We start from the raw sequence: 12,657 nt of genomic DNA, 5'->3' as shown, positions 1-12,657 counted from the left end.
GGGTATCGGTAAAGATATCCGAGGCGTTTTTTTATGGTCAAGTGTTCGAAAAGGGACACAGCTTTCAAATTTAAACAAAGGGAGTTTTTACAATGTCGATCAAGCTCACATTTCCAGATAACAGCGTCAAGGAATACGATGACGGCGTGACCGTTGAGGCGGTGGCCAAGGCTATCAGCACCTCGCTGGCGAAAAAAGCCGTCGCAGGCAAATTCAACGGCGCATTCGTCAACCTTCAAGACAGCCTGACTGCAGACGGCGCCATCGAGATCATCACCAAAGACAGCGAAGACGGGCTCAACGTCCTGCGTCAAACGGCCGCGTTTGTGTTGGCTGCCGCGATCAAGGACCTGCATCCAGAAGTGCGGCTCGGCGAAGGCCAGGCGGATGAGGATGGCTTTTTCTACGACACCGACCGCGATGATGGCCAGCTGACGATCGACCAATTGCCAGCGATCGAAGCCAAAATGGCGGCGATCGTCAAGGATGCTCCGGCAATTGAAAAGGCGTCCCTGACCAAGGCCGAGGCGAAGCAATTGTTCGCAGACGACCCATACAAGCTCGAATTGATCGATGCGATCGAAGGCGACACCGTTGATGGCTTTAAGCTGGGCGACTTTTTCGACTTCGAAGAAGCAGTTCTGTTGCCAAGTCTGAAGGACCTCAAGCATTTCAAGTTGTTGTCCGTTGCCGGCGCATACTGGCAGGGCAAGTCAAGCAACCCAATGCTTCAGCGGATCTACGCGACGGCTTACTACAAGGAAGCCGACCTTGAAGCAGACGCCAAGCGCCGCGAAGAGGCCAAGGAACGTGACCACCGTGTGATCGGGCGCGACCAGGATCTGTTTTTCGTTGATCCAAACGTCGGCGCCGGCCTGCCATACTGGATGCCAAATGGGGCGACCATTCGCCGCGTGATCGAGCGCTACATCATCGACAAGGAGCTCGCGGACGGCTATGAGCACGTCTACACCCCAGTTCTGATGAACCTGAGCGCGTACAAGACATCCGGCCACTGGGAACACTACCGCGAAGACATGTTCCCACCGATGGACATGGGCGATGGCGAAATGCTGGAATTGCGGCCGATGAACTGCCCGAGCCACATCCAGATCTACAAGCACCACATTCGCTCGTATCGTGAATTGCCGCTGCGCATCGCGGAACTTGGCATGATGCATCGTTATGAAAAATCCGGCGCGCTTTCCGGGCTGCAGCGCGTCCGTGAAATGACGTTGAACGATGGCCACACGTTTGTCGCCCTTGACCAAGTCCAGGAAGAATTCAAAAAGATCCTGCGCCTGATCATGGCGGTGTATGAAGACTTCAATATCTCCGATTACAGTTTCCGTCTTTCCTACCGCGATCCGAAGAATACGGAAAAGTATTTTGACGACGAGGAAATGTGGACCCGCAGCCAAAGCATGCTGAAGGCCGCCATGGATGACCTTGGCCTGGACTACTACGAAGCAGAAGGCGAGGCTGCCTTCTACGGCCCGAAGCTCGACATCCAGACCAAGACAGCGCTGGGCAACGACGAAACGATGTCCACCATTCAGCTGGACTTCATGCTGCCGGAGCGCTTCGGCTTGACATACGTCGGCGCCGATGGCCAGGAACATCGCCCAGTTATGATTCACCGCGGCATCGTCGGCACCATGGAGCGCTTCATCGCCTATCTGACCGAGATCTACAAAGGCGCCTTCCCAACCTGGCTCGCTCCAACTCAGGTCGTGATCGTGCCGGTCAACCTCGACGCGCACATGGCTTATGCCAAGCAGCTCAAGGAAGAAATGCTCAAGAAGGGCTTCCGCGTTGAGCTCGACAGCCGCAACGAAAAGATGAACTACAAGATCCGCGACTCGCAGACCCGCAAGATTCCATTCACGATCGTTGTCGGGGAAGAGGAATTGAACGCCGCGACCGTCTCTGTTCGTAAGTTTGGCCAAAGCAAGGCTGAAGAAATGCCGGCCAACATGTTTATGGATTCCGTCCAAGCTGAGATCAACAACTTCAGCCGCGATGGCAAACACAAGCGCGGCGAAGGCAGCCAGCTCGCTGACTAACAACTGAATTCGTGCTTTCTTGAACCGTCGCAGCGCGTGATCGCTTTGCGGCGGTTTTTGTTGCCATTTAAAGAACGGTCCTGAGACGTTTTCCCTGATGGTTGCAAATAACTCGAATGAATCAAAAACGGCGTTGCCCCATTTTGCGAGGTAACGCCGTCGTTTTTCCTCTATTATATACGTAGCTGGTATCTCGGGGGTTCGCGGCTATCTGCGCCGCTGCTTGGCAGTCCGCATGACCTGTTTCATCTGTTTGCGACTGCCAAAGATCTGGTCGATCTTCGCGCGCTCCCGGGCCCGCCCGCGCAATGCCACATTCACGGCTTGCTCTTCTTGCAGGCGGCGGAAACTGGCAAGGCGCTCAGGGTCAAGCGTCCCCGCTGCGATCGCCGCTTGCACTGCGCAACCGGGTTCTTGCTGGTGCGTGCAATCATTGAACCGGCATTGCGTCGCGAGATCCGTGATATCCGCAAAAGTGGTTTCCGTGTCGGCGTCGAGTAGCGAAAGTGCCCGCATGCCCGGCGTGTCGATCACAATGCCGCCGCTGGGCAAAAGCAAGAGGTCACGGCTTGTGGTAGTGTGGCGGCCATGGGCATCATTTTCGCGTATCGCGCCCGTCGCCAAGCGGTCTTCCCCAAGTAGCCGGTTAATCAGGGTGGTTTTGCCCACACCTGATGACCCAAGGAATGCCACTGTTTTGCCTGGCTCGATCAAGGCAGCCAGCGAGACGATGCCATCGGTCCGCGTCGCATCGCAAAATACGACGGGCGCGTTGCCACTCAGGGCACGGACGGCGCTCAGTTGGTCGGTGAGGTCGGGCGCCTTGTCCGCCTTGGTCAAAACGATCGCAGGCATGGCGCCACTCGCATTGGCCACGGCCAAATAGCGCTCCATGCGGCGCAGGTTGAAATTCTCATCCAGCGCCATGCACAGCATCAGTGTGTCCACATTGGCTGCGACGACCTGTTCGGCGCCGCTACGCCCGGCCGCGACTCGGCTGAAAACACTGGTGCGCGGCAGGAGCCGTTCGATGATCGCCACGTCGCCAGCAGTTGGCGTGCCGCGAAGCAGGACCCAATCGCCGACCGCGGGAAATTCTTCCGGCCCGGCCGCCATGTTCGCAAGCCGGCCAGCCACTTCGGCGCGCACCGGCCCAGTTTCCGTGGCTGCGGTATACAACGTGCGATCCTGCGTGGTGATGCGCGCAAGGGTGAGCTCGGCCGGCTGCTGAGCCGCGCGGGCAGGGGTGAGACCATATTCAGTTAATGTCAATTTCGTGTGTTCCTCCTAATAGATCTGGAGGGCTGCTAGAAGGCGATTCCCTCCACCGACGGGCCAACGCCCATCACAATGCTCAACTTATTTGTCATAGCATGCACACATCCTTTCCGAAGCCGCCGCGACGTCTGCGCGGCTGTTGTCGCCAGTATAGCATGGTTAATTATAAAATTAATAGTGCCAGCCGGTTTTTTCGTCGTCTCATTTCTGCGTGGTCGGCCTCGATTTTCTGCCCGCACACTCGCCCCGTTATGATAGACTGGTTTCTTGTGGAGGCGGAAAATGTTGATCGCGCTGTGGGGTTCTTGGCTTCTTTTATATCTGATCGCAAGGGTGGTCGGCGCGTTGATTACCACGGCGATCATTCTTTTGGCCGCGGTGTTGCCCGGTGATCGCGAAACACGGTTTCAGCGGTTAGCCGCGAAAAATGGGCGTGGGTTGATGACCATTTTGGCGGTCGCATTAGTAGCGGCGCTGGTGGCCACAGGGTTTATCGCTGTCGCCTGGTTCCGCGCGATCAATTTTTATCCAGTCTGGATCGCAGTCTTCGGGGCGGTCGGCATCTGCGCGCTGACCTGGGGGATGCGCTTTTTCCACAGCCGGCAGGACATGATCGACCAGCTATCGCATTGGAATGATGATGGGGATGAATGACCCGAGTCTTCGAGTCAAAATGAAGGCATGAATGCCTCCCACAAAGAATCTTGACGCTGGCTGATTTTTCCCGTATACTATTCAAGTTGAGAAAACAAGCAGAAGTTCCCGCTTCTCGCCCACGTGCTTTGCACCGCTAGGCTCATATGTACGGTATATACATACGGCGGGGACCTTTATATGGTCTTCGCCGTATTCTGTTAACGGGCAGATGGCCCCGTTTTCTCGAAATTTATTCGGAGGTGAATTGCCATAGCACGAGATATGATGGTCAATGATGGGATTCGTTCACGCGAAGTACGCCTGATCTCTTCGACCGGCGAACAGCTTGGCGTCAAGGATACCCGCGAAGCCCTGCAGCTGGCGCAGGATGCAAACTTGGACCTGGTCTTGGTTTCTCCGACCGCGAAGCCGCCTGTCGCTCGCATCATGGATTACGGCAAGTTCCGCTTCGAGCTGCAAAAAAAGCAGCGTGAAGCACGCAAGAAACAGAAAACCATCAGCATCAAAGAAATTCGCCTGTCTCCGACCATCGGTGAAGCGGATTTCAACACGCGCCTCAAAAACGCGACCAAGTTCCTTGAAAAAGGGGACAAGGTAAAGGTCTCCGTTCGTTTCCGCGGACGTGCGATCACCCATAAGGACTTGGGGCAAAAAGTTCTGGAACAGATGGCGACAGCCGTTAAAGACATCGCCAACGTTGAGGCTCGTCCGAAGATGGATGGCCGGAGCATGTTCATGATGCTCGCACCAAAACCTGACACCAACGCAAAAAAGTGATCAGGGAAGAAGTTTAGGAGGAAGATCGTTATGCCAAAATTCAAGACACACCGTGCATCTGCAAAGCGTTTCAAGAAAACTGCTAGTGGTGCGCTGAAGCGCGGTCACGCGTACACCAGCCACCGTTTCCACGGCAAGACTAAGAAGCAGCGTCGCCAGCTTCGCAAGTCCGCACTGGTATCCCATTCCGATATGAAGCGGATCCGCCAGATGCTCAGCCAGATGAAGTAATTGCCTGCCAGTGCAGGACGCATCTGAAAACGAGCGTCGCACCGCAGAACGTATTCGTATTTATTAGAGGAGGAATTTCCTATGCCACGTGTTAAAGGTGGAACTGTTACTCGTAAGCGTCGTAAGAAGGTCTTGAAGCTCGCCAAGGGTTATCGTGGGGCCAAGCATCTGTTGTTCAAGGCAGCCAATGCCCAGGTCATGGTATCCTATCGTTACGCATTCCGCGACCGTCGCGCGACCAAGCGCAACTTCCGCAGCCTGTGGATCGCTCGGATCAACGCCGCAGCCCGTATGAACGACATTTCTTACAGCAAGTTGATGCACGGTCTGAAAGTGGCCAACATCGACATGAACCGTAAGATGCTTGCTGACATCGCGATCGCCGACCCAGAGGGCTTCACCGCTCTGGCAGACGCCGCAAAGAAAGCTTTGGCATAACAGATCGACAACCGTCCTTTCGGGGACGGTTTTTTTGTGCCTTTTTTGGTGCGGAAAAAGGTGCAAGGTTGCCTGGAATGTGGCGTGTCCGCACGCCGGTCGGCTTGGCGTTGCGTTGGTGTGATAGCATCACATTATTTGTCGGGGATATCCGGGGGGCGTGCAAATTCGCATACCCGGAGTACGCCCGGGGAAAACTGGCGCGGTAGACGGTGCCCTGTATGGCAATCTCTGATATCGCAAATATCTATAATTTTCGCGTCTGAGAGCAAGTTTGCAATCTCTGATATCGCGGATTTTGGCATATCCTCTTGATGGACGGTGACTTGGTGTGATGGCATCACATTATTTCTCGGGGACATCCGAGGGGCGTGCGGACAAAATAATGTGACGGCATCACAATTGCTAGATGTGTCATTCATCAAACTCTATTTTGTCGTCCTTGAGGAGATCTGCCGAGCCACGCGTGTTATGCTTTTACCATTCTGGAAAAAGCGAGGCCCCCTGATGACAATTGGTAGACTCACACAAGATGACCAAACAGATATGCACAATAATAGTGATGAACTGACCGACAACGATGACAATACACTGACAGGTGTGTCGGCGAGCCAGTTGGCCTCCGATGATCGAGTGCAAACGAACGACCGAGCCAATGATGAAACCTCTGGTGCTGAATCAGTAGTCAGCGATTTTCAGCTGAATCCGAGGCAGGGGAAGCAACCAACATCACCGAAACGCAAATTGAAAGTGAAGGTAACGATTCGACCGATTCAAATAGGACTTCGACTCCCGACGCCGACCAAGTAGCTGACTCTGAAACAGGGACGGCGCCGACGACACATGAAGAGGCTGATACAATAGAAGATCTGACGGCCCTGCCATATCTCGCACGGATACGCGAAACGCTGAGCGATGACCGGGTCTTGGGCAAGTCGTATTCAGTCAGCACGACCCTTGACCGGGTGCTCGCCTGGTATGGCCGCGTTAGCGTGGTCTGGTTTGGCTTTTTGGTCTGGTTTGCATACCATATGACCTCCAGCACTGGCTTTGACTGGCGATATTTTAAGCTGGAATTCGCATTGCTCGTTCGGTACCCATTTGACGTGGACTTCTTGGGCTTGGGCTTTTACGCAGTGATGATAGCCGTGATTCTGGCCGCCGCTCGTTGGTATTATGTGAAAAATGCGATCCGCAAATATGCCAGTAAGATGCGCGAGAACCCGACCTTGATCACGCTCACGCATAGTATGCCCGTCAAACCGTACCGGCTCGTTTACCAGTTAACAAACGGCGGGCCACTGTTGCCCCAACGGATGAAAAAATGGCCGGAGTCGGCGCGTGTGGATTGGCACGAGATCGTTGCGATGATCAATGATGGCAGTGATGATAGTGGGGACTCAATGACCACGACTGAAGGACGACTTGAAAATTTGCTGGCCAAGGCTGAACCGGACGTGACGTTCTTGGGTCTCACCGAGGAGCATCACGATCTGATCTGGCCAAGCGGCGATGGCAGTTTTCATGATCTGGTGCTGGTCCTTGATCCGGCCGCAAAACCGGTGCGGGTCGTGCGCAACAATTTTGATCAAGAAACGCAGCGGCCGGCCAAAGATTAGGTTGCCTCATGCATTCGGCGCTTCAACGATCATGACGCCCAACGACGGCTATAGACAAAGACAGGATCCCACGCAACCGCGAAGCTGCGCAGATCCTGTCTTTTTTCATGACAACTATTTCACCAGCACGATTTTCCCTGGGGCATGGCGGGTCTCCAGTAATTCATGGCCGCGAATCACGCCGGCGAGGTCAAATGGCAGAACATCCGCCAGCGGGACGCTCAGCGCGCCGGCCGCCACGGTATCGACCAGCTCATGGAGCAATGCCCCGTTGTCGACTTTGATCGTGCCCAGCTGCAGGCGGGTCACATGCGGACGCGTGCTGAGATCGACGTCGACCCAGGCCGTTGTAAGCAATTTGCCATCCGGCTTGACCAATTCGATGCTGGTGGCCAACTCATGGCCGCCACCGGTCGCATTGATCACGGCGTCGGCGGTGCCGAAAACATCGGCGATCTTACCCAAGTCATCAGTCGCCAAGGCTAAGTCAGCGCCCAATTTTTTTAACAAGGGCAAATTCGGCCGGCTGGCGAGCGCGATCACGTGGAGGCCAGCGGTTCGTGCCAGTTGCACCAGCAAACTGCCAACCCCACCCGACGCGCCTTGAATCGCGAGGGTCGCGCCGGGGTGCAGGTTGACCTGCCTCAACGCCGCAAGCGCCGCCACGCCAGCTTGCGCCAATCCGGCAGCCTGGGTGAGCGGCATCGCGTCTGGCATTTTGGCGACTTTGGAAACAGAGGCGTTCACGACTTCACTGTACCCACCGATCGGCCGGTAGTTGATCACCGTGTCGCCAAGCGCAAATTCGGTGACGCCTTTGCCGATCGCGGTGACTGTGCCGACGACATCCGTTCCCGGCACAATGGGAAAAGTGAGCGGCCGTATTTTAGCCTGTTCACCGCGGCGCAATGCGGCATCATACGGATTGAGGCCGACCCCTTGGACCGTGATCTGAACCACTCCCGCGATTGGCGGAAGCGCCTTGGCTTGGATCGTTTCAAAAACTGATGGCGCGCCAAATGTCGAAAATCCATAACGGTTCATTCTATCGCTTCCTTCTATTAAAGATGCAGCCGGCCGGAGTCTTGAAGCCAGGTGCGCGCACTTTTCAGCTCGTCTTCGTTGAGGTTGTGGCCTTGGTCATGCGTAAAAATCGTTGTCTGAACGCCGGCCTGGGTGAGGTCGTTTGTCAGCTCGGTGAAATTGGCGGCCGATACGATTGCATCGCGACTGCCATGAGAAAGCCAAACTTCGGCGTCGGCTGGCTTGGCAAAGTTTGTGATCACGCCCAAGCTCATCGGGTGGAAGAGGACGGCGGTGCGGTACGGCACGGGCCGCGTCATCAGCGCCCGAACCGCCACGTTGGCGCCGTTTGAATAGCCAATCACGATCGCGGCCGAAAGCGGCACCCGATTGTCCGCGGCAGCGGCACTCATTTCATCGAGCAGCCAATCCGTTTGAACGGCCAAGTCGGCAAGGTCAAAGCCGCCCTTTGGCAAATGGCGAAAATAGCGACTTTGGCCATCTTCGATCAGGGGCGCGCCGATGCTGATGATGGGGCTCCCAGGCGCAAGAAACCGGCCGATTGGAATCAGGTCGTCCACCGAGCCGCCGGTGCCGTGAAGGACGATGAGTGGGACGCGCAACGGCGAGCCGGAAACAAATTTGATCTCAGCCATAATTGTCCTTTCTCAGCGGCCACGCCATCTGGTCTCGATGGGGGTGAGGCCGGCTTCGATGCTGGCCCTCTGCGCTTCCAAAAATGGCGGTAGCTCCAGGTGAATCCCGGCCTCATCATACGTTTCATCCTGCAAAAAGCCAGGTCCCGCGGTGGCGATCTCAAACAGAATCTGCGGCGCCGCCCGGAAATATTCGGACTGGAAGTAGTAGCGCTCCACAAATCCGGATTGCGGCAAGCGATAATCGGAAATGCGGTCGATCCAAAATTGCAGGGTCTCACGGTCCTCGGTGTTGAAGGCCGCGTGGTGAATCTGGCCAAACCCTTCCACGGCCAGGGGCAGGTCATCGCGGTGTTCGACGATCAGCTGCGCGCCGTGGCCACCTTCGCCTGTCTCGTACAAGGTAAAGTTGCCATCCGCGGCCAGCTGACGATAGCCCATCAGATCCGTGGCGACAAAATGCATATGTTCCTGATCGGCAACGGTCACCGTCACCGGACCCAGGCCGAGGATCGCCATTTCTGCTGGAACGTCGCTATGCCGCCATGGAGTGCCGCCTGCCACGCCATGTGTATTTTCATCAGAGATAAGCTGATATTCCTGACCATCTTCATCGCGAAAGTTCAGATGGCGGCTGCCGAATTGGCTCTCGGCCGGATCGTGCTCGATGTCGCGGTCATTCAAGCGGTCCTCCCAAAAGTCGAGCGCCGCGTCGTTGGGCACGCGGAAGCTGACACGCGAGATCATATTCGTCCCGCGAATACCCGGCAGCTGATTGGGGAAGGTGAAAAACGTCATGTCGGTGCCGGCAGTCCCTGTGTCATCCGTGAAGTACAAATGATACGTGTCGATGGCATCCTGGTTGACGGTCTTTTTGATCAAATGCAGGCCGAGTGTTTTGCTCATCAAGTCAAAGATCGCTTGCGGCGAGCTGGCCATCGCGGTCACATGGTTCATTCCAAGCAGGGGATGTTTGATCATGAGAAATCGACTCCTTTATCGTGAAAATAGGCAGTGATCACTGGTCGTTTTGCCTCTAAAAATGGTGGCAGGCCAAGCCCTTGGCCCAGTGTTTCGACAGGCTCATCCAGCGTGAAGCCGGGGCCTGGCGTGGCAAACTCGATGCGCACCCCACCCGGCGTGAGCACATACAAACTTGTGAACCAGCCGCGATCCGCAAACTTTTCAATGACAAACTGGTTGGCGGAAGCGCGGGCGGCGATGTCATCGAGCGCACCCTTGTCCGGCACGACGAATGCGACATGATCCATGCTGCCGCGGCCGAAACGATGGGTGCCGGCATGGCCAGGCCGCAAGATCAGCCCCGGATCATCCGCCAGCATCGTCGAGGCAAACCGCTGCGCCTCTGCGGTTGAGGTGGTCTCAAGCGACGTGCTAACCAGCCCGGTGATCTGATGATCCCCCGGCACAGATCCTGCGACCTGCCGCGCCGCGGGCAACGCCGGCCCATTTTCCACCAACGTGATCGCGACATCGTTTGGATCCGTGACCGTCAGCCCGCCCAGCCGCGCGGTCCAATAGGCGGCGGACCCATCTGGAATCCCAAGCGTCACGCCGGTCAGAAAATCGCCATCGTCATACCGCGACCCAAGATGATCGATGACAAAAAACGAGATCACTGTCCCCAGCGTGCCAAAGCGGTCGCCGAAAAATAAATGGCGCATCTTCAGATCTTCCTGATTGACTGTATTTTTCACCAACCGCAGCCCCAGTCGTTCCTCGTAAAAATCACGCGTGGCCGCAGCGGAGCCAGTGAGCAAAGAAACATGATGCAACATCGCTATCGCCTCCCAACTTATTTATAGTAAGTATATCAACCGTGTCATAAAAAGCAACCTACCTCCATTGTAAAGGGGGCCGCCCAAAAGAGGAAACAAAAGCACTTGGGGGAGGGCGGCTGTTGCTGCGGACAGCCACAAGTAAGACCGCCGGCGGATGCTGCGCGCGTCGATTACGCTATTATAATAGAAGAAAAAAGTCAGCGCACGGCGAGGCTGTGAGCGGAAAACGTTGGGGGACAAGAACTTTGGACTTTATATGACCGCGATATATTGACAAGACAGACTGCTTGGTCGACCAGGCAAAGAACGAGTTCAGGCAAGTGTATGGTCATTGTCGATGAGCGCGTCAAAACGGGACAAACTGATGTCCTTGATTACACAAGATATGCCCAAATCCGTTTCCGGTTGGGCAAGACATTGCGCGCGTAGTATAATAAACTGATATGACCTTTTGTCATGAGGAGGAACAACGTGTCACTTTTCAAACCTACCTGGCTGGTCCAGGCTGTCTACGGCTTGACCGCCGCGCGCTTGAAAGAGCAAGGCATCCGCGCGGTTTTTTGCGACCTAGATAACACCTTGCTGGCGTGGAACGACCCAGACGGCTCCGCAGAACTGCGCGACTGGCTCGCCGCGATGCACCAAGCCGACATTACCGTGATGGTCGTGTCGAACAACAACGCCAAGCGCGTGGGGCGGGCCCTTGAAAAATTGGACCTGCCATTTGTTGCGCGGGCGATGAAGCCATTGCCGGTTGGAATCAATAAAGCCGTCCATTATCTTGGTCTCACCAAACGCGAATGCGTGATGGTGGGCGACCAACTGCTGACGGATGTGGCGGCCGGCAATCTTGCCGGGGTGCGCACCATTTTGGTCCAGCCGCTGATCGAAAGCGACGCCTGGAACACCAGCATCAACCGCTTTTTGGAAAAATTCGTCTTCATGACGCTCGGCGGGAAAAAACACCTGCATTATTCGGAGGATCTGAATGGAAAATAACGAAACGGCACTTTTTTGTATTGGCTGCGGTGCGCAGCTGCAGACCACAGACCCGGCCAAGGCTGGGTATCTGCCGGCTGCGTCCCTGGCGAAAGCAGAAGACGGTGAGGAGCTTTATTGCCAGCGCTGCTTCCGCCTGCGCCATTACAACGAGGTCGCCGATGTTCAGTTGACCGACGATGATTTTTTGCGCCTGCTCAACACGATTGGTGAAAGCAATGCGTTGATCGTCAACGTGGTCGATATTTTTGACTTCAATGGCTCGGTGATTCCTGGGCTCCACCGCTTTGTCGGCGATAATCCGGTGGTGCTGGTTGGCAACAAGGCGGATGTCTTGCCGCGTGACCTCAATCACAACAAATTGACGAATTGGCTGACCCAGGCCGCCCATGCGCAAGGGCTGCGGCCGGTGAAAACAATTTTGACCTCCGCCAAACGCGGCGATGCGGTCGACGACTTGCTGGAAACGATCGAGGACCTGCGCGCCGGCCGCGACGTGTATGTGGTGGGTGTCACCAATACCGGAAAATCGACGTTGATCAATCGCATCATCAAAGAACTGACCGGCGTTGAGGATCTGATCACCACGTCGCGTTTTCCCGGAACGACCTTGGACCGGATTCAGATTCCGCTGGACGATGGGCATTTTCTCATCGACACGCCGGGCATCATTCACCGCCACCAAATGGCGCATTACCTGGGCGCCAAGGATCTGCGGCTGGTGACGCCGACGAAGACGATCAAGCCCAAAGTCTATCAGCTTGAGGCGGGCCAGACCATCTTCTTGGCGGGCCTCGCACGGTTTGATTTCATCCGCGGGCGCCGCAGTGGCTTTACCATTTATGCGGACAATCAGCTCTTGCTGCACCGCACAAAGCTGGCCAACGCGGATGCATTTTATGAAAAACACCGCGGGGACCTGCTGACACCGCCGCGGCCGGAAGATCTTGCTGATTTTCCCAAGCTGGCCCGATTCGAGTTCACGCCCAAGGAAAAATCCGACCTGGTGTTTGCCGGGCTCGGCTGGATCGTGGTGCCGGCCGGTGTCACCGTTGCGGGCTATGCCCCAGAAGGCGTCGACGTGTTGTTGCGCCGCGCCTTGATCTGAAAG

At 55.9% G+C, this 12,657-nt stretch carries 14 protein-coding genes; 9 read left to right on the top strand and 5 right to left on the bottom strand.

Going from position 1 to position 12,657, the window contains the following annotated elements:
- Positions 1 to 92: 92 nt before the first annotated feature.
- Complete coding sequence (gene thrS / locus EKM95_RS01395) at positions 93 to 2,066, top strand: threonine--tRNA ligase (RefSeq protein ID WP_125696042.1); 1,974 nt, start codon at positions 93 to 95, stop codon at positions 2,064 to 2,066.
- 207 nt (positions 2,067 to 2,273) lie between these two features.
- Here the strand turns inward: thrS and rsgA are convergent, their stop codons facing one another.
- Entirely contained in the window at positions 2,274 to 3,338 is a 1,065-nt protein-coding gene (rsgA, locus tag EKM95_RS01390) for a ribosome small subunit-dependent GTPase A (protein WP_125696041.1), read from the bottom strand.
- A 288-nt stretch (positions 3,339 to 3,626) separates the two neighbouring features.
- Between rsgA and EKM95_RS01385 the strand changes: the two genes are divergently transcribed.
- From EKM95_RS01385 to EKM95_RS01360, 6 genes are all read left to right on the top strand, one after another.
- On the top strand, positions 3,627 to 3,998 hold the full coding sequence (locus EKM95_RS01385) for a hypothetical protein (RefSeq protein ID WP_125696040.1): 372 nt from the start codon (positions 3,627 to 3,629) through the stop codon (positions 3,996 to 3,998).
- 246 nt (positions 3,999 to 4,244) lie between these two features.
- Positions 4,245 to 4,778 (top strand): translation initiation factor IF-3, encoded by a 534-nt coding sequence (gene infC, locus EKM95_RS01380; protein ID WP_164510038.1) that lies wholly within the window; start codon positions 4,245 to 4,247, stop codon positions 4,776 to 4,778.
- 30 nt (positions 4,779 to 4,808) lie between these two features.
- On the top strand, positions 4,809 to 5,009 hold the full coding sequence (gene rpmI, locus EKM95_RS01375; protein WP_003565872.1) for a 50S ribosomal protein L35: 201 nt from the start codon (positions 4,809 to 4,811) through the stop codon (positions 5,007 to 5,009).
- Between the two features lie 81 nt (positions 5,010 to 5,090).
- The gene (rplT, locus tag EKM95_RS01370; RefSeq protein ID WP_125696038.1) at positions 5,091 to 5,447 is read left to right on the top strand and encodes a 50S ribosomal protein L20; all 357 of its coding nucleotides are present in this window, start codon (positions 5,091 to 5,093) and stop codon (positions 5,445 to 5,447) included.
- Between the two features lie 387 nt (positions 5,448 to 5,834).
- A complete protein-coding gene (locus tag EKM95_RS01365) occupies positions 5,835 to 6,257 on the top strand; it encodes a hypothetical protein (RefSeq protein ID WP_125696037.1) in 423 nt (140 codons plus the stop codon).
- Positions 6,258 to 6,373: 116 nt separating this feature from the next.
- Positions 6,374 to 7,066, top strand: coding sequence for a hypothetical protein (locus EKM95_RS01360; RefSeq protein WP_125696036.1), 693 nt, complete (start codon positions 6,374 to 6,376; stop codon positions 7,064 to 7,066).
- Between the two features lie 114 nt (positions 7,067 to 7,180).
- Here EKM95_RS01360 and EKM95_RS01355 read toward each other — a convergent pair whose 3' ends face one another.
- The 4 genes from EKM95_RS01355 to EKM95_RS01340 are packed head-to-tail and all read right to left on the bottom strand — an operon-like array spanning position 7,181 to position 10,550.
- Positions 7,181 to 8,110, bottom strand: a complete 930-nt coding sequence (locus EKM95_RS01355; RefSeq protein ID WP_125696035.1) for an NADP-dependent oxidoreductase — start codon at positions 8,108 to 8,110, stop codon at positions 7,181 to 7,183.
- 17 nt (positions 8,111 to 8,127) lie between these two features.
- A complete protein-coding gene (locus tag EKM95_RS01350) occupies positions 8,128 to 8,745 on the bottom strand; it encodes an alpha/beta hydrolase (RefSeq protein WP_125696034.1) in 618 nt (205 codons plus the stop codon).
- 12 nt (positions 8,746 to 8,757) lie between these two features.
- Positions 8,758 to 9,726, bottom strand: a complete 969-nt coding sequence (locus tag EKM95_RS01345; protein WP_125696033.1) for a ring-cleaving dioxygenase — start codon at positions 9,724 to 9,726, stop codon at positions 8,758 to 8,760.
- Positions 9,723 to 10,550, bottom strand: a complete 828-nt coding sequence (locus tag EKM95_RS01340; RefSeq protein ID WP_125696032.1) for a VOC family protein — start codon at positions 10,548 to 10,550, stop codon at positions 9,723 to 9,725. Before EKM95_RS01340 ends, EKM95_RS01345 begins: the two co-directional genes overlap by 4 nt.
- A 468-nt stretch (positions 10,551 to 11,018) precedes the next feature.
- Between EKM95_RS01340 and EKM95_RS01335 the strand changes: the two genes are divergently transcribed.
- A complete protein-coding gene (locus EKM95_RS01335) occupies positions 11,019 to 11,546 on the top strand; it encodes a YqeG family HAD IIIA-type phosphatase (RefSeq protein ID WP_191988581.1) in 528 nt (175 codons plus the stop codon).
- On the top strand, positions 11,536 to 12,654 hold the full coding sequence (gene yqeH / locus EKM95_RS01330) for a ribosome biogenesis GTPase YqeH (RefSeq protein WP_125696030.1): 1,119 nt from the start codon (positions 11,536 to 11,538) through the stop codon (positions 12,652 to 12,654). The genes EKM95_RS01335 and yqeH overlap by 11 nt, the downstream gene beginning before the upstream one ends.
- Positions 12,655 to 12,657 lie beyond the last annotated feature (3 nt).

This window comes from Lacticaseibacillus yichunensis, assembly GCF_003946405.1.
Taxonomy (GTDB): domain Bacteria; phylum Bacillota; class Bacilli; order Lactobacillales; family Lactobacillaceae; genus Lacticaseibacillus; species Lacticaseibacillus yichunensis.
This window is presented reverse-complemented; position numbering and strand designations above follow the sequence as displayed.